The sequence below is a fragment of the Saccharibacillus kuerlensis DSM 22868 genome (assembly GCF_000378145.1).
Taxonomy (GTDB): Bacteria; Bacillota; Bacilli; order Paenibacillales; family Paenibacillaceae; genus Saccharibacillus; species Saccharibacillus kuerlensis.
The window spans coordinates 1-23,381 of the sequence record NZ_KB899316.1 but is presented as its reverse complement, the minus strand read 5'-3'; the positions used below and the strand labels follow the sequence as shown (position 1 = coordinate 23,381).

The following is a 23,381-nucleotide window of genomic DNA, read 5'->3' as shown; positions in this document are numbered from 1 at the left end:
CCTGACGACATGCGTACGACATCCGAAGACATCTGTACGATGCCTGACGACATGCGTACGACATCCGAAGACATCTGTACGATGCCTGACGACATCCGTCCGATGCCCTGCCTTACCCATGCTTTACTGCACATCCCTATTTTGTTGTTAAACCCCTAGACGCCAGCTTGGCGGAAAGGGGTTTTCTATATGGAGTCCGCCCGGAACGGACAATCTCAGTGTCCCATATAATCGGAAATATATATTTAAGCTGCATTAGGGCATGTACGCAAACTCATCAACTTTTTCGAATAGAAGATACTTTCAACGCTCAGATCCGGTTTCCAAATTTAAATGAAGCCACTGAGCGTAAAGTACGAAGCCGATCATGGGTTCGCGTATATGCCGGAAGTGGACGCGTCTCATAAGATTTCATCCATAAGATTCAACGTAAAGTCCAATAAGTGCCCATATGCAATTATTTTTCACAAAAGCTCGCCAAATCGTACAATAAGTGCGCAGGTGCAACTATTTCACATAAAAGTAGGGTTAGAAACGCGAAAACGCTGAAATAAGTGTATGGGAGCACTTATTTCAGCGAAAGTTAAAAATTCGAGAAAAATAAGTGTACAGACGCACTTATCTTCCCCGTTAAACCTTTAATTTCTTCTATGACCCCTTCAATAAACTCTATTGAATTTTGCTGAAACAGGTTTGCATACAGGCCCTAGCTTGCACCTGACTTGCATTAACTTACGTTAACGTGCACCTGACTTGCATTAACTTATATTGACGTGGACTTGACGTGCATTTAGCTTGCATTAGACATGCGTTTGATTGGCGTCTGATTCACCTCCCGCTTTTATAGTCGAGCCGCACCAATAAAAATCCTGCTCATCGGCATACCAAACCAAATAAACGGTAATACTCGCTTCTGTCTGGGTAACCATGTAAAAAAGTCGCTTTTTCCACAAGGGATGAACATGAAGAAAGAAACCGTCTCGGACGGTATAGGAGGAGGAGGCTTATGATGACGCAGCAGTCCGAAGCATGGAAAGAGAAGGTCGTATACCAAATTTTCCCCCGAAGCTTTCAGGATTCGAACGGGGACGGAAACGGCGATATTCCAGGGATCATTTCCCGGCTGGATTATATCAAGTCAATCGGTGTCGACACGATCTGGCTCAGTCCGGTGTACGAATCTCCGCGCGTCGATCAAGGCTACGATATTACGAATCATCGCGAGATTGACCCCATGATGGGCACAATGGAAGACTGGGAGCGCCTGCTGGAAGAAGTGCATGGGCGCGGCATGGACCTATGGATGGACTTGGTGCTCAACCATACGTCCGACGAACATCGCTGGTTCAAGCGGGCCCGCAGTTCCAAAGACAATCCGTACCGTGACTACTATATCTGGCGTCCGGGCGAAAAAGACGGCGAACCCCCGAACAACTGGACTTCTTATCTCGGAGGAAGCGCGTGGACATATGACGAGGCAAGCGGCGAATACTATCTGCATCTGTACAACAAAAAGCAGCCCGACCTGAACTGGGACAATCCCAAAGTACGCGAAGAAATACAGAAGATGGTTCGCTACTGGTTGGACAAAGGCGTGAACGGATTCCGACTGGATGCAATCAACGTCGTTTCCAAAGACAGCGAACTGCCGGATACAAATGAAAGCAAACTGGAGGGCAGCGGCTACAAGCATTTCAAAAATGGACCCAACGTGCACAAATACTTACGGGAATTAAATGAAAAAGGATTTTCGCACAAAGAAGGAACCGTTACCGTTGGCGAAGCTTCGATGGTCTCCATGGAAGATGTATCGCGTTATACGGACCCGGAACGGAAAGAACTGAACATGATTTTCATGATGGAATCGCCGAGTATCGGAACCGATCCGGACGATTCGTTCAAGACCCGTGAATGGACGCTGCCCGAGCTCAAGGAAATTGTGACAAGATGGGAAAAAGAGCTGGTCGACCGCGGATGGTTCGGACTGTTCGCCAGCAATCACGATCATGCGCGGATGGTTTCCCATTTTGGTGATGACGGAAAATATTGGGCGGAATCCGCAAAAATGCTCGCTACGCTCGTGCATACGCTGTGGGGTACGCCGTTTATTTATCAAGGAGAAGAAATCGGCATGACGGATTATCCGTTCGAATCGATCGATCAGCTGGACGATCAGATGGCGCGTCATTACTACGATTTTCGAACCCAAAACGGCGAAGATCCGCAGGAGGTGGAGCGGCGCGTATTGGCCGGCACTCGGGATCATGCACGTACGCCGATGCAGTGGGACGACAGCGAGCATGCAGGCTTCACCACCGGGAAACCGTGGATGCCCGTTCACCCCAATTACCGGGAAATTAATGTTCATGCGCAGGAGCAGCATGAGCATTCGATTCTTAACTATTATCGGAAGCTGATCGCCATGCGCCGCGAACACGCGGATGTGATCGTGCATGGCGAATATGTACCGCTTCTGGAAGAGCATGAGCAGGTATTTGCGTATATTCGCCGCAACGAGACGAGTCAGGGACTTGTGCTGTTGAACTTCTCGGATCAAAAAGCGGAATTCGAGCTGCCGGAAGACGTCGGCGTCTGTCTGGAGTCTGCGTATCGGATGCTCGGCAATTATCCGCCGCATACGGAAGGGAGCGGGGAGGAGGCTTCCGGAAACGACAGTGCCGGAGACGACGTTCCGCGCGTTCTTCGTCCGTATGAAGCCATTATCTTCGGCGGCCTGAAGCCGGCACAGAAAGGCTGAATTAAGGACAAAAGACGTAAATTGTCCGCCGAATGCCGCATCATTTGATAGACGGATTCGGCCGGCATAGAATATAGATGTTGTCGGACGCAAATTAATGATATAATTAGCATCGGAATTCAGGAGATAAGCTCAGAGGAGGCGTAATACATGGCAAAAGTATTAGTTTTCGGTCATAAAAATCCGGATACGGACACGATCACTTCGGCGATCGCCTATGCGGAACTGAAGAAGCAGCTCGGAGTAGACGCGGAAGCGGTTCGTTTGGGCGAGATCAACGGTGAGACAGAATATGCGTTGAAGCACTTCGGCGTTGAAGCCCCACGCCTCGTGGAGACGGTAGCCGACCAATCGGAAGGCGTCATCCTGGTCGACCATAACGAGAGCCAACAGAGCGCTTCCGATATTGCGGACGCTCATGTGCTGGAAGTTATCGATCACCACCGCATCGCAAACTTCGAAACGGCTCATCCGCTGTACTATCGTGCGGAGCCGGTCGGCTGCACAGCGACCATCCTGAACAAATTGTACAAAGAGAACGGCATTGAGATTCGCAAAGAGATCGCCGGATTGATGGCATCTGCAATCGTATCCGACTCCCTGCTGTTCAAATCGCCGACCTGCACCGAGCAGGATGTTGCGGCAGCGAAGGAATTGGCTGAGATTGCAGGCGTAGACCTCGACACTTACGGTCTCGACATGCTGAAGGCCGGTGCGGATCTGAGCGGCAAAACGGCGCAGGATTTGATTTCTATTGATGCCAAAGAATTTACAATGGGCGCAAGCAAAGTAGAAATCGCGCAGATCAATGCTGTTGATGTAGACGAAGTCTTGGCTCAGCAGGCTGAATTGGAAGCGGCTTTGAACAATGTGATTTCGTCCAAAGGGCTTGACCTGTTCGTGTTGGCGATTACGGACATCCTCAACAACGATTCCGTTGCGATTGCTCTCGGCAGCAAAGCCGACGCCGTTGAACGCGCTTATGGCGTGACACTTGCGGATAACAAAGCGCTGCTCAAAGGCGTTGTATCCCGCAAATCGCAGATCGTACCAGTACTGACGAAAGCTTTCGAAGAAGCATAAGGTCGCTTGAGAAGGTGTCGAGGATCTGATGAAGTTTCCGGGTAAGCGGATTTTCGCTTGCTCAGAACGAACAAAAAGGCTGTGCCTCCGGGCGCAGCCTTTTTTCACTGTCTACCTTGAGGGGATAATACCATCATGCTTACATTGCCCAGGGCTTTCCCCTTCTTCTCTCATCCACTATACTTGAACAAGAACATATACAGCGATAAGGCCGGATAAGTACAAACGGTCGACGATGAACGAATTGAGGGGATACATGTGCTGGGATTTGAACGCCGGGAGAAAATAATCGAATTTCTGCGCCAAGATCAGAAAGTTTTTGTAGCCGCACTGAGTACGTTGTTTGATGTGACGGAAGAGACGATTCGCCGTGACTTGGAGAAGTTGGAAAAAGAGGGCATCGTTACGCGCACGTACGGCGGAGCGGTATTAAATATTCATACAAACGAAGACCTGTCTTACCAGACCCGTCATACGACCAATCTGCCGGAGAAAAATGCGATTGCCCGCAAACTGGCACGGCTCGTCTCCGATGGCGATACACTAATGGCCGATCCTAGTTCTACCGTATTCGAAGCTCTTCGTGAGCTTGGAAATACGAAGAAGAACCTGACGGTGATCACGAATTCCAGCATTATATTTACCGAATACGCCAAGCTGGGTCATACTGTTATTTCGACCGGTGGCACGCTGCGTCCGCATTCCAACTCGTTGGTAGGAGCGGTGGCCAACGACACGGTATCCAAGTATGTCGTTGATACGGCATTGTTCAGCTGCAAAGGGCTGTCGGCGGAATATGGAGTAACCGATTCCAATGAGCCGGAAAGCGAGCTGAAGAAGCGAATGCTGGCTCAAGCCCGCAAAACGGTGCTGCTGGCGGATCATACCAAGTTTGATAAAGTAGCTTTCGTGAAGCTGTTTGATTTGGGCGCTTTCGACTACTTGGTCACCGATCGTCGTCCTACCGACGAGTGGATAGAGCGTCTGGAGAAGAGTGGAGTCGAAGTGATCTGCTGATCGAATTTAGAAAAATGGGATAGGCGGTGCAGTGAACAAAGCCGGGGAAATTGGCGCCGAATAGCAAAGGCCGCTTGGTCATCGAAAGATGCCGGGCGGCCTATTTCAAGCGGCAGAGATGAATGGATGTACAAAAAGACGGTTTCTGGTTGCCGGATTCCGACTTCCAATATTCAGGAGCTGAGCTGTCGGAAAATATAAATTTCTTCGGCGGCTACTGGCTTGCTGTAGTAGAAACCTTGGGCGACAAAGCAGTGCAGTTCCCGCAGCAGTTCGACCTGTTCCTCGTGTTCGATACCTTCCGCAACGATACGGAGATTGAGCTGGCGTGCCATGGTAAGAATCATTTCGACGATTGCCCGGCTGTCTTCATTTACGGCGATGCCTTTGATAAATGAGCGGTCGATCTTCAAGCAGTCGATCGGCAGCAGGTGCAGGTAGCTGAGCGAGCTGTAACCGGTCCCGAAATCGTCCAGACTGATCGATATGCCGGCCTGCTTGAGCCGTCGTAAGATGGCGATAACCTGCTCCTCGTTGTGCATCATGGCGCTCTCGGTTACTTCCAATTCCAGCAGTCGGCTGTCCAGCCCCGAGTGCTCAAGTGTTGCCAGAATGCATTCGACGATATCGGATTGCATGAGATGGATTTGTGAGAGGTTAACCGCTACAGGTATGGGCTGCCGTCCTTCGCGGATCCAGCTCTGTACCTGGAAGCAGGCGGTGCGCAGCACCCAACGCTCAAGAGGTACAATCAGTCCCGACTCTTCGGCAATCGAGATGAATTTTAGTGGAGACACCATTCCTAATGTGGAATGACGCCAGCGGACAAGCGCTTCAAGACCAACGAGCTCGCCCGTGCGGATGTCCACTTTAGGCTGATAGAACAGTACCAGCTCGCCCTGTTCGATTGCCGACTGCAGATCGCGTTCCAGAATCAGCCGCTCGTGATTTTCCAGTGCTCGGCTTCGGTTAAAGAAAGAGAAGTGGCCGCCGCCCCGATTCTGGGCATCGAGGAGGGCGAGGTCGGCATGCTTGAACAGCGTTTCGCTGTCGGCTCCGTCTTCGGGGAAACAAGTGATGCCGATGCTTGCTGTCATCCCTACCATCTGTTGTCCGACGCGAAAAGGAAGCGAGAACTCTTCGGCAATCTGCCTCGCCGCCTGCCGAGGATCGCAGCCGGGAAGAAGGATGGCGATAAACTCGTCGGCCGTTGAGCGCGACAGCAGCGTTCCTTCGGGCAGAGCACTCTGCAGCTTGCGAGCCAAATTTCGAATAACTTTGTCGCCGAATTCCAGACCGAACATCTCGTTGATTTTCTTGAAGCGATCAAAATCGATAAATAGAAGATGGAACGGGATTGCCTCTCCGCCGTCGACCAGCTTCTCGACATATTCGCGCATGTATTTGCGGTTGGTCAAACCGGTTAAGTCATCATGATAAGCGAGATGCCGAATCTTCTCCTGAGTCTTTTTGCTGTCTGTAATGTTTTTGGCTATGCTGTAAGCTCCGGTAAAACGGTTTTCAATCAAAATGGGTAGTGAGGTCAGGATTAAATGGGTCGGTTCGTCCGAGATCCACAGCTCTAATTCGATTTCATCCGAATGGCCGGCCATTACTCTGTCATAATGCTGCAGAATGCGATCCTGCTGGTCGTCGGTCGTCCAATCCACAAGATTTTGCAGATCGACGCCTTCGGGAAGCCGTGCAAGCATTTCTCGGGCTCGTTCGTTCATGTCTAGGACTCGGCCTCCATCGTCCAGTGCGAAGACTGCATCGGGATTATGGGCGAACAACGACATATAATGAGTCTCTTTTTCATGAAGCTCCAAATATTTTCTTTCCGATTCTTCCTCACGATAGCGGTCCGTCAGGATGGTAAGGCCAGCTGCGACCGCAAACAGCAGGATGTAAGGGGCCAGCCGGTTGGAAGCTCCTGGCATCAGTGCTTCGACCTCCGGCGGCATGGCAGCAATGGTTAGAACGATTGGGATCATTGTCGCCGCTGCGGCCGAGAAGAGAAGACCTGCCGGAGGGAATCTTTTGAATAAAGAGCCTTTCCGGTGCGAGACGAGCAGAGAAAGACGAACCAGCGAGAAGAGGACGGAGAAAAGACCAATTGCTGCGGTAAGCAGTACTTCAGTACGCCAATCAGCGTGTCCAAATATAAAGTAAATATGCGAGTAGTTGAATGCCATGATTAGGAGTGTCAGTATGGCAGCGCTGCTCGAAAAATACAGGGTTCCTCTCCAGCCTTTAGTTTCGCCGGTGATTCGCAGCGTCAGTAGGCAGATCAGCAGTCCGGCCGACGGCAGACCCAGCAGGTAAAACAGTTCATAAGATATACTCTGCGCCGGCATTACGGACAAGGTGCTGAACAAGACCGTCCCGCCAAAAAAAGCGCTCATCAATAGAAGGCGGGGCAGCCGGGAGGGAACGAGAAGGTCGCGGAGGGAACGAATGCTGCCGTTTGTGACCGCTGCAAGCATTACACATGCGGCAATCGAACAGAGCAGCCCGGCCGCGGCAAAGTATTCGTTTAATAGAATTATTTTAGAATAGTTGGTCATTTTTGCTCAGCTCGCTTTGTCTAAGAGTTGCCTTACTCCTATATCGACAAAACGGCAAGCAAGTTATAGGTCTAATTGCATGAAAACATGAATAATTTCGACTAGTTTCGACAATTAAAAAGGTTTTGGATTCGAAAAAATAAATGTATACTATTGGTAAATGACCGCGCGCAGGAAACCGGCCTAACAGCAGTTGCACAGCCGAAGCGGAATATGCGGCAGAACGAGGGGAATTGGGATGAGCAAGCAGCCGGAACAAGAGAACAAGATCTTCAAACAAATTTATGAACAGTCGCCGGTAGGTATTGCAGTCCTCGATGTAGGCGATGGGCGTCTGCTTTATGCGAATGCCAAGTTCGGCCGAATCCTCGGCTGCCGGGCGGAAGAGCTGTCCGGGGTAGAATTGGCAACGCTGATGCAGAATGACGAAACGGTAGAATCCGAGCGTGCCGACACGGAAATCCGGGAGGCGATCGCCAATCTGGGCGAAGGACGTGAATTCGAACGCTTGTTTTTTCGGATGGACGGAGGCCGGGTGTGGATATCTTTCCATATGGCGGAACTGGACCTGCAGGGCATCTATGAGGGCCGACTTATCGTCATGCATACGCTTGATGTAACGAACGAATACAATGATCGGCAGAAGCTTATGGAGAGCAGCGAAGCGTATCAGGTACTGACCGAAAGTACACGGGAACTGGTAACCCAGAGCACATTGAGCGGACAGCTGCTCTATGCATCGCCTTCGGTTAAGACCCTGATCGGATACGAGCCAGAAGAGATGGTAGGACGTCACCGCTCCGAATTTTATCATCCGGAAGAATTGGAGCTGATGGAAAATCTTTCGCTGGAAGATGCGCAGGGACAGATCTTTATGCGGCGGATTCGGCATAAGGAAGGACGTTACCTCTGGTTTGAGACCATGTTTCGGATTTTGCATGGTCCAAACGGAGAAGCGGATACGATTTTGGGAATCGGCCGGGAAGTGACTACGAGCAAAATGCATGAAGACATGCTGGATGAAGTCCAGCGGATCGCTCATATCGGCTCTTGGGAATGGAATCTGATCGAGGAGAGGCTTCATTATTCGGAAGAGACCATGCGTATTTTCGGGAATGAAGTGAAACAAGATGAGAGCTACCCGGAATCACTGCTGCGAATTATTTATCCCGCCGACCGGTCTATTGTTGAAAAATACGTAGAGCGGCTGTTGAATGGCCAGGCTGAACCTATTATCACCTACCGGATTGTGCTGAGTGATCGCACGGTTAAGACGATTCAAGTCCGGCATGAGCTGTGGCGCGATCCCAATAGACGTCCGATACGTCTGGTCGGTCTGGTCCAGGACATCACCCAGCAGGTAACGATTGAGAACTTGATCCGTGAGACCGAACAGCGCTACAAGTCGTTGTTCGAATACAATCCTTCCGGCGTATACGCTTATGATCTGGAAGGACGTTATGTGACGGTGAACGCCAGTCAGGAAAGATTGACGGGATACACTCAGGAAGAGCTGATCGGCATTCCAATTGCCGAATTCACTGTTCCGGAGCACCGCGTTCGAGTCGAATCGGGTTTTGAGAGCGTCCGGCGAGGAGAAGCGCAGACAGATGAAATCTGTCTGATCCGCAAGGACGGCAGCGCGATTGACGTCAGCATTACGAATACGCCGATTATCGTCGATGGCCGGATTGTCGGCGCATACGGGATTGCCAGCGATATTACCGAGCGGAAAAAGCATATCGCCCAAATCGAAAAGCTCAGTTATGAGCATACGTTGATTTTGAATTCCGTATCCGAAGGCATTTTCGGTACCGATCTTGAGGGAGGACTTGTCTTCATCAATCCGGCAGGAGCGGAGATGCTGGGTTCCCGGCCAAGCGAAGTCATAAGCGGGATGAATCTGTCCCAGATCCAGCAGACGAGTCAAGATGGTATCGCTTACGGTCCATACGATTCGCCGCTGGTGAGCGCGCTGCGGACCGGAGAGCCGCATCAAGATACCGATTCGGTATTTTGGCGCATGGACGGTTCGAGTTTTCTGGCTTCTTATCGGGTGACGCCGCTGTACGATCAGGGGGAACGCAAGGGAGCCGTCGTCGTCTTTACCGATATCACGGGTGAAAAAGAGATCATTCGCGCTAAAGAGTCGGCAGAGCGTGCAGACCAGGCGAAGTCCGAGTTCCTGGCGGTTATGAGCCATGAGCTGCGTACCCCGATGAACGGCGTAATCGGTATGGCTGCGCTGCTTGGCGAAACGGATCTCGACGACTCGCAGCGAACCTATGTGGACATTATCACCCAGAGCGGTGAAAGTCTGATGCATATTCTGAACGAAATCCTGGACTACAGCAAGATCGAAGCCGGAAAAATGACGCTCAACGAGGAACCGATGCAGGTTCGAGAGGTATTGGAGCAGGCAATCGACCTGTTCTCGTCGCGGGCTGCGGAGAAGGGATTGGTGCTGACGACGGAAGTTGCGCCGTCTGTGCCGGAAGTGCTGATCGGAGATCCGGCCAAAGTGCGGCAGGTGCTGGTGAATCTGATCAGCAATGCAATCAAATTTACCGATGAAGGCGGCGTAGCGGTCACAATCGAGCCCGGATTTTTCCATCAGCCCAATGCGCTGACTCTGGAAATAGCCGTTCGGGATACGGGCATAGGGATTGCGCCGGAGAAGCAGGGGCTGCTGTTCCAATCGTTCTCGCAGGTCGATCCATCGATCAACCGCAAATACGGCGGAACCGGATTGGGGCTTGCCATTTGCAAAAAGCTGGTCGAGTTGATGCATGGATTTATCGGCGTACACAGCCGGGAGGGCGAGGGATCGAACTTCCACTTCACGCTTCCGTTAAGCGTTCCGTACGATGAACGGCCGGAAGATATAGAGCTGGCGAGAGAACTCGCTCTATCGCAGGATATTTTCGAACGCACACAGAGAGAAGAAGAAGAGCGGAATTCGCTCACGATTTTCGAGACACCGGAAGGCATGCTCCGTGTGCTGGTCGTCGAAGATCATCGGGTGAACCGCCGCTTATTGGAAGAAATGCTGCGCAGATTCGGCTGCGTTTGCGATCTGGCTCAAAGCGGCAGAGAAGCGATTGAAGCCGCTATAAGGCGGCAGTACGATCTGATCTTTATTAGCGTCCAGATGTCCGATATGGACGGGGTAACCGCCGCTGCCGCAATTCGGGGCCTGCCAAATGGCGGAGAGCCGGTGATTGTAGCGGTAACGGCTTTTGCGGATCGGGAAATTCAGGGCCGCTGCCGCGAAGTGGGCGTGCAGGACTTTATCAGCAAGCCGCTGTTCGCGGCAGAAGTCGAATCGCTAATCGAAAAGTGGAGACGCAGAATCGCCCGGACGGGCGACTGAATAAGTTTGGAAAGGCCGCTTCGACAAGACTTCCGGGACTTGATCGAGGCGGCTTTTATCTGTTTCGGCAAAAAACAAGGAAGAGAATAAACTTTTCGGATGACGTCGCCTTCTTCCTCATTTGTGGGTAATAATGCTTAATTCATAACTTGTAAGAGGAGGAGGGCCCCTTGAAGAAAAAGCTGCTGATTACCGGAGCATCCGGTACAGTCGGCTGGAGCGTCACGCAGAAATTGCGCGAGACCGGCCAATACGATATTGTCGCAACCGATCTGGAAGCCGATGAAGAGCGCGGCATCACGGCACTCGATATGACGAATGCGGACGCGATTCGAGATGCGGCTCGCGAGATCGACACGATTCTGCATATCGGGTGGGCGACGGACCACGAGGATTTTCTGGGCATAGTGCTGCCGGTCAATGTGACAGGCGCTTATCATATTTATGAAGCTGCCAGGGAGTGCGGCGTACGGCGCGTCGTATTTGCCAGTTCGAATCATGCAACGGGTTTCTATTCATCAGACAAACACGTAGGCCCGGAAGATCCTTACCGCCCAGACAGCTTCTATGGGCTGAGCAAATGTTATATCGAGCTGTTGGGCCGATTGTACGCGGATAAGCATGACATTTCTTCGATCAACGTGCGGATCGGCAACTACCCGGGCGATCGTCCGCCAGCTTCCAAGCGAGCAATGAAGATCTGGATCTCCGAACGGGATCTGGCTGCATTGTTCGGCTGTTGTATCGAGGCGGACCCTTCTATTGATTTTCTGAGTTTGTACGGAACTTCCGCGAATTCACACAACTATTATGATATTGGTTATCTTAAGGACCTGATCGGCTACGTTCCGCAGGACGATGCGGAAGCGCTTCGAGAAGAGGCAGAACGCTTATATGGTGGTCTCGAAAATGATGAAATGCCGATGCAGGGTGGAGGGCATACAAAGCGCTAAGACGAAGCGAGGGGGGAAGCGTGATGCGATGCATAGAATGCGGAACGGATCTGCCGGAGGGCAGCCGATTTTGTCTCAGCTGCGGTGTCAGACAGCCGGAATCGGCGGCTGGTACCGCTTCTGTCGACTCAGTTCGGCCAGCGGCGGCCGGAGCGGAACGTATAGATGAGATGCCGTCTGCGGACGAAGCCGCTCGCAGCGGGGAAGATCGGCTGAGCTCCTCTGCCGGCTGGGAGCCGTTCCGCAGCGGCGGTCATGCGCAGACTCCGGGCGCAGCAGCTCCCGATGTATATGCAGCCGACACGGAGACAGACGCGCCGCCGCAGATGCGCCCGGTTCTCCAAAGCGAGCCCCATACGCATTCTCATACACCGTCTTTGGAAGCAGAAAACGGATCGCAGAATGTCCGTCAGAATGCCAGACCGGCTCGCCGGACGAAGAGGGGCGGCGCAGCAGTATGGATTGTGCCGCCGCTGCTGGCTGCTTGCACGGCCGGTACGCTTCTGTGGCAGGTGAACTATGAGCAGGGTATCAGTGCCGAGGCAGCAAGTATTCAGCGTTCGGCAGCCGACGCCGCGCTCGGTGGCAACTACGAAATCGCCGAATCGAAGCTTGGCGAAGCGCTGGAAAGACGTCCGGACGATCCAGGTATCCGTTCCGATCTGGAGACGGTCCGAACAATCCGTCGATTGGACGATCGGCTCACCGAGGCCCAGCGTATGCTTGGTGCCGAAAATGCATCCGGAGCATCCACCATACTGGATGAGGTGGACAATGAGCTGGCCGCTCTTGCAGGCAGCCCTTACGACGAACTCAGAACCCGCCTCGATAAACTGCACGGCAAGCTGAGATTGGCCGACATCCGGAATGAAGCGAAAACGGCGGACACGTTGGACGAGTTGGCCGGCCTGCTGAAGACTGCTGCCGCTTATCCGGTGCTGGACAAGCAGCCGGTTGTTCAGCTGATTAACGAACGGATTGTGGAAGTGAGCGGCAATGAAGCGGAGGAAGCGATCGCCAGCGGCAGTTACTACGAAGCTGCGGCTGTAGTCGATGAAGCTCGCAGTTATGTGCCGGAAGCGGAACGGCTGATTGAGTTGGAGAAACGGATTTCTTCGCTGGCTTCGGAAGGAGAACCAGCAGCATCGGAGCTGCTCTACCTTTCGGGAACCGAATTGACGGCGGGAACAGGGGCACTGCGAATGGATGGATTCAAGCAGTATGAGTCCGGCGGAGGGGTTGTCTTTTCCGGTCGGCTGATCAATGTTTCGGCGGAGCCAATGTACGATCTGCTGATTGAATTCCGTGCCTACGATGCACAAGGCTCTTACCTCGGAGAAGACTGGACGGAAGCTGCACCGGAAGGATTGGCGCCGGGAGAGTCCGCCGACTTCTCGGCCAAGATTGCCAAGGCAGGCGCCGGCACGCTTGTAGTAATCGACTCCATCAGTTGGTACAGGGAGTAGAAGGAGGAGCGGCGTTGAAAAAACAAGCGTTAGTCAGCGTGATTGTCAGCGCTGCTGTATTGATAGCCGGTTCCGCCGGATCCTATGCCATTCATCGAAGCTATTCGGTGAACGGGGGAGAAGGAGCGCTGTTGGCCGGAACCGGAGAACTGTCGACAGATCCAGGCAGCAGAGCAGGCAGAGATTCCGCTTCGTCCGCAGAACGGGACATTGGGTCCGAAGTGGACACCGAAGAGAAAGCGGCCGAAGCCGAGGGTGTGGGGGATGCGGTTTCGGATGGCGAACAAAGCGGCCGGACGCTGAAAGAAATTATATCTTCTGTCGGCGAGAAGGTTGTGATGATCGAGACCGCCGACGGTTCGATCGGATCGGGTTTTTTGTATAACGATCAGGGGGATATTCTAACGAATGCGCACGTCGTTTCCGGTTTCAAAAACGTGACCGTCACAGTGTCCGATCTTGGACAGCTGTCCGGCAGGGTGATCGGAATTGGAGAAGAAACCGATGTGGCTGTCGTTCGGGTATCCGATCTTGCCGGGGTAGAGCCGCTTGAATTGAAGCTGAACGCTGAAGCAGAGATCGGCGATGAAGTGTTGGCAATGGGCAGTCCGCTCGGTCTGCAAAATACCGTGACAACAGGAATTGTAAGCGGAGTCGACCGTACTTTCGATATCGAGCCTTATTACTACGAAGGGTTGTATCAGATCTCGGCGCCGATCGCTCCCGGCAACAGTGGGGGGCCCTTGGTCGATCGCGCGACCGGACAGGTGCTTGGCATCAATTCGGCTGTCTCTGACGAAGGAGGGATCGGGTTCAGTATTCCGGTCGTGAACATTGTGGACTCGGCCCGGAACTGGTCACAAGATCCGATGGAGGTACTACCCGATCCCGACCGCGGCTACGATGCTTATGGCAATCTCGAGAGCGACGACGGCGAAATCGCGGACGATTACGATTCCGGGGAGTATGCCGAAGCGACGGAGCTGGAGTACGCCGCAGAAGACGTCTTGTACGACTTTTACGAAGCACTTGCCCTACGAGATTATCGCTCCGCTTATAAATGGCTTGGACCTGATTGGCAAAAAAGACAGTCTTATGAAGACTTCGCGGCTGAATATAAGAATACGCTCGGCGTGTATCTCGATTATTGTGTCGGAGTCGAAAACATGGACGGCACAGTTAGTGTGTACGTATCGCTTACGGCTGATGAACGTGTCCAAGATGACGCGGAGGCCGTTGTATACAATTGGGTGTATCAGGTTGGAAGAGAAGCGGAGGGAGCTTCGGGTTCGCTGGTCATACTAAGCGCCGAACCGCAGGACGAGTGATCCGATAAGAGAGTCTTCCGGTAGGGTAATAGAGAACGAGAACGTTCCCGAGTACGCAGTGGAACCGCAAAAATGAGGAGGGCATATAATGGCAGCTATCGAACAGCAAGAAGATGCTTTCGTTATGATTGAAGATGGTCGTGAGGTTGGGAAAGTGAGCTATATGCCGCGCGAAGATGGCGTACTGCTGCTCGATCATACATTTGTGGACCAATCGATGCGCGGTCAGCATGTCGGTGAGCAGTTGGTCGAGAGCGTCGTAGAGCTTGCACGGGAACGTGGAGTCAAGATTGACCCTGTCTGCCCATTTGCAAGTGCGCTGTTCGAGCGTAAAAAGGAATATGAGGATGTCTGGCAGCGCGATTAAGTCTGTCGACGTCGAATAAAAAAGTCGTGTGCAGCTGCAATCGGGAGTACATCTTCTACTGCGCGATTGGAATTGTTTAAAGCCTTCAATATCCGCTTCTGCGGAGACGGAAGGCTTTTTTGCATATGCAGATGGATAACAATGTTGACTTCCTTATATAAATAGAATACAATTATATTGTAAACAACTTAAATGTTTAATCGGTAAAATTTCAAATTTGTAAGCGAAAAGGAGAGTATTCAAATGAGCGCATTGTACACCGCAACAGCAACGGCAGTAGGGGGACGCGACGGTAAGGTCACTTCTTCGGACGGTATCATTGACATCAGCTTGAAGACGCCAAAAGGTCTCGGCGGACCAGGTGGTGACGGAACAAATCCCGAGCAGCTCTTCGCGGCCGGATACTCGGCATGCTTCGACAGCGCGCTGAACATGGTCATCCGCATGCAGCGTATGAAGGAAGTTACTGGTACCAGCGTAACTGGCGACGTTTCGATCCTCAAGGATGCGGCAGATAACGGCTTCAAGCTTGAAGTCACACTGAACGTAAGCATCCAAGGTGTAGACGCCGACACGGCTCATAAGCTGGTGGAAGCTGCGCATCAAGTATGCCCTTACTCCAAAGCGACACGCGGCAACATTGAAGTGACTTTGAATATCGTCTAAGCTGAGAATGAACGGCGGCGCTCCGGGTATTAAGCGGAGCGGGCCGCCGCCATCGAAGAGGAAGCGGGAGAACGTTACCGTTCAGATCCTGTGGGAGGACGAGATATGCGGCAGAACATTCTATCTTTTCACCCCTATACCCAGTGGGAGACCGGTATCCGGTCTCCCGCTTCCGCATGCGGTCCGGCAGCAATTGCCGGACTTGTGCGTTTCTGGGAAGAGCGGCTGTCCGTGAGCGAAGAGGTGTCGGTACGTCGTCTGCCCGCTGAACCGGCCGAGGCGGTCAACCTCATGTATGCCGCCTGCGGTGGTACCCCGCTTGGAATGAGTGCGCCGGTTCTTGCCTTTGGTCTGCGCAGGCAGCTGAATAGCCGTCTGCGGGAGAGCGGTCTGTCAGGGCGAGCTGTGACACAGCGCTTGAACGGCTTTGAAGCGTACCGGACGGAAATTGATGCTGGTCGTCCGGTGGCGGTCAAATTCGACAAATGGTTCTCCCTGCGCTGGTTTGACAAACCGGCGTTCGATTATCACTGGACAGTCGGCTGCGGTTACCGAATTGGAGACGATGGAACGGAATATTTGATCGTGCATGATGCCGGCACACGGTACAAGGATGGAACGTATGCCAGCAGCCGCGAGCGGCAGATCGAATACGCACCGCATCGCGGCGTACTGGCGATGATCGCTCTGCGGATCGAAGGATTAGAAAAAGTCTAGCATTAAGCCCAAGCCGCAGACTTAATCTGCATACCTAATAAAAGCCCCTTCCGAAATATACATCCCGGAAGGGGCTTTCTGTACATGAGCCTAGTCGATTACTCGCCAGCTTTCTCTGTATCTTCTTCGGTTTTCGTGCTATCTTCCGCAGCTGCATCTTCTTCGGAAGTGGTGCTTTGGGAATCTGCGCCGGCTGTTGCTTCTGCAGGAACAGCAATTTCATTTACGGCATTGTGAGAGGTATAAGTACCGTCGGAATTGGCTGTGATATGCAGGTCCTGCTCGTTTATCTTCAGGGTCGTATCAACCTTCACACTGGAAGAATCGAGCTGATGCGATTCTTTGTTTACGACCATCGTATAGTTGACCGTACCTTCAGAACCGCTCTGGAACAAAGTGGACAATTGGGACGACTGTTCGGAATCGCCGAGCTGACGCTTCAATGCGCTCTGGATCAAAGCGCCGGCCTGTTCACCGCTCGCTTCAAAAGCCAATGTATAAGCTTTGTCGTCTTCGGTCATCTGAAGACTGTCTTTATACTGACCCAGATCTTCAAGCAGTGGGGCGGGATCAAGCATTTCCGTGGTAATAGAAAGTTCTTCGTCCGTTCCTTCCAGCTTTTGGGCAGTCCATACGCCGGAGCTGTCTTTAGTGTAGAGTTCGCTGCCGGCCGCGTAGATCTCGGTCGAACCTTGCTGCCCCTGGGCCAACGTATCGATCTTCAGACCGTACTGTACTTCTGGCTTGGCGATGACGTCGCCGGAAATATCGATCGCCGTTTCCACCGGATCTGGAGCTTTCTCACCTTCTGCTGCAGCATTCTGAGTAACGGTATAGTTGGTTTTCGATTGCACGGAGTAGCTTTTGAGCGCTTGCGCTTGTTCGAACGCCATGTCATAGACCGAGGCAGCCGATTGGCTGGTCTCGCCGGACGGTTTTTCATTGTCTGATGTGCCGCTGTCCGATGTGCAGGCTGCCGAGAACAGCAGAAGCGACAGAGCGCTCATTTTCAGAACATTTGTCAGGTAGTGCCGATTGCGGTTTCCTTTTGCCAAATACATGATGATCCCCTTTCGACTTGTGCGATACTTATTACTTTACCATTTTAGACTTGCGAAGTAAAAAGCTGATGTCTTTCTCGGTTTGCGAATATTTCAAATTGTTGTCACTTAACATCAAAGCTTTGCCGGGATATAATGAAGAGGACAAATTTTAAGGAGAATACGCCCTTATGAGCTCATCCAACGAAAACGAGAAGTACCGTCCGACCACGAATCGAAGCTTTGCCGGACTGATCATTACCGTTTCCGTCATTGCCAATGTTATCATTCTGCTGCTGTTTTTCTCGCCAATCGGTTATCAGGGCAGCGTCCATTTCGATTTGACGATCTTCCCTCGGCTGAACGCCATCTTCAACAGCTTTACGTTTATTTTCTTGGTCTGTGCGCTCGTCTCCATTATCCGAAAGAACGTTCCGGTGCATAAAGCATTTATCTTGGCAGCCTTCAGCTCGACGCTGCTGTTCTTGGTCTCGTATCTGACGTTCCATTACATCTCGCCGGGAACAGCCAAATTCGGCGGCGAAGGCATTTTGCGTTCGATTTACTTCTTTATTCTGATTTCCCACAGCATTCTGGCTGCGCTGATTGTGCCGCTGGCTCTGTTCACTCTGGTATTCGGCTGGACAATGCAGGTGGAAAAACACCGCAAAATTGCCCGCTGGACCATGCCGATCTGGCTGTATGTCAGCTCGACAGGCGTTATCGTGTATCTGTTTATGGCTCCATACTATTAAGGCTCTTAAGAAGGGCATCAAGCGCATCCGCGAACGCGGCTGCGCTTTTTTTGTGCAGATCTTTGATATACCGGAGGCCAGGCGCTAGGCAGGATATTACTTCCCAGGCAAACATTTCATCGCATACGGAGTGTTTGAATTGACCGTGAATTTGGGATATCGACAAAGCCAGTACGTGGACCATCAATTCAGTTGGCAAAGCACAGTCGCTTGATCTTCTGTCCGGTCGTGGCGCCAACCAGTTTGCACCACTTGGTACGACCAACCGTGCGGAAAGTATGAGCGTCATGGACGCTTTGCTGAATAGGGGTGACTGAAGAACACGTTATCGAATTCATCAAATTGAAAAATATTTTTTATTGGTCGGTGTCAGGTTGAATATGATATAAAACATGACAATATCCAAACACGGAAAGTTGAATAACAAAAAATGCCTAAGCGCAGAGGAGGAAGCTCTATGATGGAAAATCGTCTGCCCGAACTGCTGCACCATCTGCCGAAAGTCGATCTGCATCTGCATTTGGACGGAAGTATCAAGGAATCTACATTGTGGGAAATCGCAGTGGAACAGGGCATAAAGCTGCCCGTTGAAAGCGCTGGGGAACTAACTCCTTTCATGAAAGTGACAGAAGAATGCAGAAGTCTGATCGAATATTTAGAAAAATTTGATTTTGTGTCAGTTTTTCTCCACAAATCAGACGTATTGGAACGTATCGCCTATGAATTAGTTGAACAGGCTGCTGAACAAAACTGCCGATACATTGAAGTTCGATTCGGACCGCAGCTGCATCGTGCCGAAGGCTTAAGCTGCGAAGAAGTGATCGATGCGGTACTACGCGGACTGCGAAGAGGTGAAGAGGAATTCGGCGTGGTCGCCCGAGGGATTGCCGCCTGTCTCCGACATCATTCGCCCCATATGAATATGGAAGTGATTGCAGCCGCAGCCGCTTTTAAGAATCAAGGGCTTGTTGCGGTCGATCTGGCCGGTCCGGAAGCCGCTTTCCCTGCTCATCTGCACAGGGCAGTATTCGAATACGCTCAGATACTGGACATGCCGGTGACCATTCATGCGGGCGAGGCAGGAGGAGCCGAAAATATCCATGAAGCCATTGTTCGGCTGGGCGCGACGCGAATCGGGCATGGTGTGCGTCTGCGGGAGAATCCCAAAGTGCTGGAGATGGCACGAAATCTTGGAATTGTTCTGGAGATGTGTCCGGTCAGTAATTATCAGACTAAAGCGATGGAAAGCTGGGACTCTTATCCGATTCGTGAGTATTTCGACGCCGGGCTGAAGCTGACGATTAATACCGACAATTTGACGGTGTCCGACACTTCACTGATTAAGGAGTATCTGATTCTAATCGAAAAATTTGGCTTTACGCTGCCGGAGATCGGTACGCTGATTTTGAACGGAGTGGATGCTGCATTTCTGCGGCCGGAAGAAAAAGCGCGGCTTCGCGCCGAATTTCTGACTCGTTTCTCGGAACTTGGTCTAATGCCCTCGCCCTCACCGTTTTCTATTGTTCCTGCGGCTCAATAAAACGGCTCAACAGCCAAACAAAAGAGTAAAAGTAGGCAGTAAATCATGGCTCCTTACTTGGTGAAAGTCCGATTCAACAAAGGGGATAAAATCAAAAAACCGGCAGCTCCTTATGGAGTTCCGGTTTTTTCACATGTGTACGAATAGTCTCCTGTTCGTACAGGTAGTGTTTATTTAGGCTTTCGCCGCTTCAAAGCGCGAAATGCGTTCCAATTTACGTGTAATTTCCTTCTGCCATTTCTTGTCGCCGACCTGAACGGCTACATTAAGCAGGACGAGATAATCGTCAAGGGTAAGGTTCACTTTGGCTGTTGATGGCTGCATATGATTGTGTTCTCCTTTTGGGGTAAAGTGACCGTGCAAGAATGAGAATCATTATCACGTTTATACTTCTTATTATCCATATTTTCGGCCAGAATGCAACGAGCAATGAGAATAAATTGCAAAGTCGGGGCAAAAAAGTTGCGTTCTATTCAAATTTCAGACATTTATTGTGAGGGAGAATAAAAGTTAAAAGATCATTGCAAAAGATTTATTAACCGTAACGGGACAGCGAATCGAGGCGTTTATTTATGAAAGCAGCAAGTAGCAAGTAGCAAGTAATAAGTAATAAGCAGCAAGTGAAAAAAGCCTGAAGTTGTGCAGACACGTGAAGAAGCAAACGAATGATTTTATTTTGAGTTTTGAGAAAGGAGGGGGAAGATTGAAAAAGCATTATTACTTAATCGGCTGGGGCTTAACGCTGACGGTTATTAACGTGTTTACGAACTTATGGATCGGACGACTGATTGATGCTGCCGCCTATATTATGATATTTGCCGGCCTTTCTAAGATGAGACAGGTTAATTCGGCCTTTGCATCGGGACAGAAGCTGGTCCTAGTCGTGCTGCTGATGATGATCGCCAATATATTTATCCCTTACAATCTCGATTCTGAAGCTTCTTTGGAGGTGCTGCAAACTCTGCCGCTCTGGGCGTGGGTCATTAGCGGTGTGTCGATCTTGGCTTCCTACGGACTGATTTATTTGATCTGCGAGGGGACAAGGCATGAAGCCGAGAAGGAACAAGAAGACGAGCTGTCACGGAAGATGATGACCGGCTGGTGGACGTATCTGGTATCGTCGCTGACGGTATTGGCCGCGCTGATCCTTATAATAAGCACGGAAGGGGCATTTTGGTCGATTGGACTGCTGATCGTCGGTGGACTGGTCTTTATTGTTGGGATAATCTCGATTATTGTTGGACTGCGTCGGGCGGGTCGCGACCTGTATCCGGAACCACATTACGAGACGTACAAATAGAAACGGGTCTTTCTTCCTCTTCTTTTTTAGAGAGTGAGAAAGACCTGTTTGTTTGCTCGGCAGAGCGTAACTTTACGAAACGATTGCGTTTAAATTGGAGGAAATCAGGGACTGCTTCTTCCGGAAAGAGAGGAACAGATGTACCGAAATCGAAAAGCTTTTTATATGATTTTTGCCGGCTTGGCGGCTGCGATTGTTGTCGGTTGGATCTTCAATACGGTGTATTACCGATCTCACCAACTAGCGAAGCCGGTTTTCCTGGAGCACTATGTGGAAGTCGAAGCGAGCGAAGGCTCGATTATGCATTTATATGCGCTGGAGAACCGCAGCGGCTCCAGTCCGATTGCTGAAGTTCGTCTACACGGACTCGAAACGGCACACAGCGTGGCGATTCGAAGGGTCGATTACGGTGCGCAGCAGCTGACAGCCTTCCAGGTCTCGTTCAATCAGAAAGCGGTGTCCGAAGCAGCAGAGAAAATGAAGGGAAATGACGCCGACGTCTTGATCCTGAACAAAGTCGACCTGCTGTACAGCGACGGTACGATTGAACAGGCGAATATTGGAGAAATCCGTTTGTACGCGCCCGAGCATGAAATAGCCGCTCTGTCGGTGCCGGGCGGAGGCGGTTCCAGCGACAATACGGGATATGAAGTGCTGCTGGCGGAGCGCGATCTGCAGATCACGGATGTCGATGTTTTTTATGCGGAACAGGCAGGCGATCGGTTGGAGTTTTACTGGGGAAATAAGGGCCAGAGCAAGGGTAAGAATGAAGAGCGAACTGCCGAACCGGATGAGGATAGGCAGTCGATTGGTATACCATTGGACGAGGTGAAGTTTCCGGTCCAAGTAAAGGCGGGCAGCACGGCTGTACTCAGGTACCGTTTCCGAGACCGCGATCCGAGCGATTGGACGACCGTTTATCATATTCTTCCGGAAATCGGCTTCCAGACGGGCAAGGGATCGTTCCGTATGCGTTCCAATCCGATCGATGACACACCGCATCCGAGCCGAGAACAGGTTCGCCGCTTCGTGATGGAACAGGGGGAGACGTCTTGAAATCCGGATTTCGTCTTATTTTCTATGGTCAGCTGATCGTCTTGATCGACCTGCGCATACCCGGAAGTCTGGATCTGCTGGCTGATCCTATCGGCTATCTGATCACGTTCTGGGGTATGCATAACCTTCATCGGCAGATTGTACTGTTTCGCGGTGCCAGATGGATTGCTCTTCTTGCGGCGCTGCTGTCGATTCCGGAGATGCTTAAGCCTTCGGCGATTTCTCCGTTTGGGCTTCCGAACGAGAGACTCGACGGCTGGTGGCAGCATGCAGGAGTCGAAGCGCTAAACGGATTTGTTTCGCTGCTGTTGATTTACACCCTATGCGAAGGGGTCTGTCGTCTAGCCATTTCGCAGAGCCAAGTCCGTCTGACCAATCGTCTGCGTGGTGCCTGGAAGTTGTACTTCGTCTGTAGAGCGGCAGGGTTGTTCTTGCTCCCTTTCTCGATCAATTTCGGGGCGGATAGTTTTGCGACGTTGTTGATCGTGCTGGGCATTGTCGCTCTGATCGGCATGATTTGGATTCTACGCAGTCTGCTTCAGGCAGGAAATGAACTTAAACCCGTTTCTACCGCCTGAAAACTAGATATCTGAATATAGACTCAGATACAAGCTTGGATAAAAGCTCAGATACAAGTTCGGATAAACGCTCATATACAAGTTCGGATAAACGCTCATATATAAGTTCGGATAAACGCTCATATATAAATTCGGATATAAGAGTAAGCTGCTCGTATTATGCCGCAGCGGTATCATTCTGCCGATGCGGAGCGACTTTGTTTGAGCGCTCGAGGATCGATCGGATAGGGAGTATGTGAAAAGACCTCTGCATTCGCCATGTAGGCTGAGTGCAGAGGTCTTTTTCGTTTGATTCGAGGGATGTCGGATGTCGGGATATGCGGTGTCTGAACTCTTTGCAATGTCTGAACTGTTAAGGAGAGAAGGGAGTAAAGCGCCGGATTTTCGGCTTATTCTCTCTAGGGCCGGTATGCAAACCTGTTTCCGCAAAATTCAAAAGAGTTTATTGAAGGTGTAATAGAAGAAATTAAAGGTTTAACGGGGAAAATAAGTGCGTCTGTACACTTATTTTTCTCGATTTTTTAACTTTCGCTGAAATAAGTGCTCCCATACACTTATTTCAGCGTTTTCGCGTTTCTAACCCTACTTTTATGTGAAATAGCTGCACCTGCGCACTTATTATACGATTTGGCGAGCTTTTGCGAAAAATAATTGCATATGGGCACTTATTGGGCTTTACGTTGAATCTTATGGATGAAATCTTATGAGACGCGTCCCATTCCGGCATATACGCGAACCAATGATCGGCTTCGTATTTTACGTTCAGTGGCTTCATTTAAATTTGGAAACCGGATTTGGGCGTTGAAAGTATCTTCTA

General features: G+C 51.2%; 19 protein-coding genes. 16 read left to right on the top strand and 3 right to left on the bottom strand.

The window, feature by feature from the left end; translation table 11 throughout:
• Positions 1-1,006 precede the first annotated feature (1,006 nt).
• The 3 genes from F456_RS0120870 (at position 1,007) to F456_RS0120860 (ending at position 4,858) form a co-directional block, all read left to right on the top strand.
• Positions 1,007-2,758, top strand: coding sequence for a glycoside hydrolase family 13 protein (locus tag F456_RS0120870; RefSeq protein ID WP_018978977.1), 1,752 nt, complete (start codon positions 1,007-1,009; stop codon positions 2,756-2,758).
• A gap of 150 nt (positions 2,759-2,908) precedes the next feature.
• Positions 2,909-3,841 (top strand): manganese-dependent inorganic pyrophosphatase, encoded by a 933-nt coding sequence (locus F456_RS0120865; protein WP_018978976.1) that lies wholly within the window; start codon positions 2,909-2,911, stop codon positions 3,839-3,841.
• 258 nt (positions 3,842-4,099) lie between these two features.
• Positions 4,100-4,858, top strand: coding sequence for a DeoR/GlpR family DNA-binding transcription regulator (locus F456_RS0120860; protein ID WP_018978975.1), 759 nt, complete (start codon positions 4,100-4,102; stop codon positions 4,856-4,858).
• A 173-nt stretch (positions 4,859-5,031) separates the two neighbouring features.
• On the opposite strand, the gene F456_RS0120855 is transcribed toward F456_RS0120860, so the two are convergent.
• Positions 5,032-7,425, bottom strand: a complete 2,394-nt coding sequence (locus tag F456_RS0120855; RefSeq protein ID WP_018978974.1) for a putative bifunctional diguanylate cyclase/phosphodiesterase — start codon at positions 7,423-7,425, stop codon at positions 5,032-5,034.
• Positions 7,426-7,663: 238 nt separating this feature from the next.
• On the opposite strand from F456_RS0120855, the gene F456_RS23250 reads away from it, so the two are divergent.
• From F456_RS23250 to F456_RS0120820, 7 genes are all read left to right on the top strand, one after another.
• Positions 7,664-10,798, top strand: a complete 3,135-nt coding sequence (locus F456_RS23250; protein ID WP_018978973.1) for a PAS domain S-box protein — start codon at positions 7,664-7,666, stop codon at positions 10,796-10,798.
• Between the two features lie 170 nt (positions 10,799-10,968).
• On the top strand, positions 10,969-11,751 hold the full coding sequence (locus F456_RS0120845; RefSeq protein WP_018978972.1) for an NAD-dependent epimerase/dehydratase family protein: 783 nt from the start codon (positions 10,969-10,971) through the stop codon (positions 11,749-11,751).
• Between the two features lie 23 nt (positions 11,752-11,774).
• Complete coding sequence (locus F456_RS0120840; protein WP_018978971.1) at positions 11,775-13,217, top strand: FxLYD domain-containing protein; 1,443 nt, start codon at positions 11,775-11,777, stop codon at positions 13,215-13,217.
• A gap of 14 nt (positions 13,218-13,231) precedes the next feature.
• Positions 13,232-14,545 (top strand): S1C family serine protease, encoded by a 1,314-nt coding sequence (locus F456_RS23840; RefSeq protein ID WP_018978970.1) that lies wholly within the window; start codon positions 13,232-13,234, stop codon positions 14,543-14,545.
• 88 nt (positions 14,546-14,633) lie between these two features.
• Positions 14,634-14,912, top strand: coding sequence for a GNAT family N-acetyltransferase (locus tag F456_RS0120830; protein ID WP_018978969.1), 279 nt, complete (start codon positions 14,634-14,636; stop codon positions 14,910-14,912).
• Positions 14,913-15,155: 243 nt separating this feature from the next.
• Positions 15,156-15,578 carry an organic hydroperoxide resistance protein gene (locus F456_RS0120825; protein WP_018978968.1) on the top strand — a complete coding sequence of 141 codons (423 nt, stop codon included), beginning with the start codon at positions 15,156-15,158 and terminating at the stop codon, positions 15,576-15,578.
• Between the two features lie 105 nt (positions 15,579-15,683).
• Positions 15,684-16,295, top strand: a complete 612-nt coding sequence (locus F456_RS0120820) for a hypothetical protein (RefSeq protein ID WP_018978967.1) — start codon at positions 15,684-15,686, stop codon at positions 16,293-16,295.
• A 98-nt stretch (positions 16,296-16,393) separates the two neighbouring features.
• On the opposite strand, the gene F456_RS0120815 is transcribed toward F456_RS0120820, so the two are convergent.
• Positions 16,394-17,356, bottom strand: coding sequence for a DUF6612 family protein (locus tag F456_RS0120815; RefSeq protein ID WP_018978966.1), 963 nt, complete (start codon positions 17,354-17,356; stop codon positions 16,394-16,396).
• A 170-nt stretch (positions 17,357-17,526) separates the two neighbouring features.
• On the opposite strand from F456_RS0120815, the gene F456_RS0120810 reads away from it, so the two are divergent.
• The 3 genes from F456_RS0120810 (at position 17,527) to add (ending at position 19,630) form a co-directional block, all read left to right on the top strand.
• Complete coding sequence (locus F456_RS0120810) at positions 17,527-18,090, top strand: DUF420 domain-containing protein (RefSeq protein WP_018978965.1); 564 nt, start codon at positions 17,527-17,529, stop codon at positions 18,088-18,090.
• A gap of 149 nt (positions 18,091-18,239) precedes the next feature.
• Complete coding sequence (locus tag F456_RS25150) at positions 18,240-18,407, top strand: S-layer homology domain-containing protein (RefSeq protein ID WP_373290948.1); 168 nt, start codon at positions 18,240-18,242, stop codon at positions 18,405-18,407.
• Between the two features lie 140 nt (positions 18,408-18,547).
• Positions 18,548-19,630: an adenosine deaminase gene (gene add / locus F456_RS0120805; RefSeq protein ID WP_018978964.1), complete on the top strand. Its 1,083-nt coding sequence runs from the start codon at positions 18,548-18,550 to the stop codon at positions 19,628-19,630.
• Positions 19,631-19,804: 174 nt separating this feature from the next.
• Here add and F456_RS24600 read toward each other — a convergent pair whose 3' ends face one another.
• On the bottom strand, positions 19,805-19,954 hold the full coding sequence (locus F456_RS24600; RefSeq protein WP_018978963.1) for a hypothetical protein: 150 nt from the start codon (positions 19,952-19,954) through the stop codon (positions 19,805-19,807).
• A 379-nt stretch (positions 19,955-20,333) separates the two neighbouring features.
• On the opposite strand from F456_RS24600, the gene F456_RS0120795 reads away from it, so the two are divergent.
• From F456_RS0120795 to F456_RS0120785, 3 genes are all read left to right on the top strand, one after another.
• Positions 20,334-20,930, top strand: coding sequence for a hypothetical protein (locus F456_RS0120795; RefSeq protein ID WP_018978962.1), 597 nt, complete (start codon positions 20,334-20,336; stop codon positions 20,928-20,930).
• A gap of 138 nt (positions 20,931-21,068) precedes the next feature.
• Positions 21,069-21,986 (top strand): hypothetical protein, encoded by a 918-nt coding sequence (locus F456_RS0120790; RefSeq protein ID WP_018978961.1) that lies wholly within the window; start codon positions 21,069-21,071, stop codon positions 21,984-21,986.
• The gene (locus F456_RS0120785) at positions 21,983-22,564 is read left to right on the top strand and encodes a hypothetical protein (RefSeq protein ID WP_018978960.1); all 582 of its coding nucleotides are present in this window, start codon (positions 21,983-21,985) and stop codon (positions 22,562-22,564) included. Before F456_RS0120790 ends, F456_RS0120785 begins: the two co-directional genes overlap by 4 nt.
• Positions 22,565-23,381 lie beyond the last annotated feature (817 nt).

Bases quoted from the DNA above. Each gene is read 5' to 3' on its own strand.
- F456_RS0120810 (WP_018978965.1), top strand. From the start codon at position 17,527: ATGAGCTCATCCAACGAAAACGAGAAGTACCGTCCGACCACGAATCGA.
- F456_RS0120840 (WP_018978971.1), top strand. From the start codon at position 11,775: ATGCGATGCATAGAATGCGGAACGGATCTGCCGGAGGGCAGCCGATTT.
- F456_RS0120820 (WP_018978967.1), top strand. From the start codon at position 15,684: ATGCGGCAGAACATTCTATCTTTTCACCCCTATACCCAGTGGGAGACC.
- F456_RS0120870 (WP_018978977.1), top strand. From the start codon at position 1,007: ATGATGACGCAGCAGTCCGAAGCATGGAAAGAGAAGGTCGTATACCAA.
- F456_RS0120815 (WP_018978966.1), bottom strand. From the start codon at position 17,356: ATGTATTTGGCAAAAGGAAACCGCAATCGGCACTACCTGACAAATGTT.
- F456_RS0120830 (WP_018978969.1), top strand. From the start codon at position 14,634: ATGGCAGCTATCGAACAGCAAGAAGATGCTTTCGTTATGATTGAAGAT.
- F456_RS0120825 (WP_018978968.1), top strand. From the start codon at position 15,156: ATGAGCGCATTGTACACCGCAACAGCAACGGCAGTAGGGGGACGCGAC.
- F456_RS0120790 (WP_018978961.1), top strand. From the start codon at position 21,069: ATGTACCGAAATCGAAAAGCTTTTTATATGATTTTTGCCGGCTTGGCG.
- F456_RS0120855 (WP_018978974.1), bottom strand. From the start codon at position 7,425: ATGACCAACTATTCTAAAATAATTCTATTAAACGAATACTTTGCCGCG.
- F456_RS0120865 (WP_018978976.1), top strand. From the start codon at position 2,909: ATGGCAAAAGTATTAGTTTTCGGTCATAAAAATCCGGATACGGACACG.
- F456_RS23250 (WP_018978973.1), top strand. From the start codon at position 7,664: ATGAGCAAGCAGCCGGAACAAGAGAACAAGATCTTCAAACAAATTTAT.
- F456_RS24600 (WP_018978963.1), bottom strand. From the start codon at position 19,954: ATGCAGCCATCAACAGCCAAAGTGAACCTTACCCTTGACGATTATCTC.
- add (WP_018978964.1), top strand. From the start codon at position 18,548: ATGATGGAAAATCGTCTGCCCGAACTGCTGCACCATCTGCCGAAAGTC.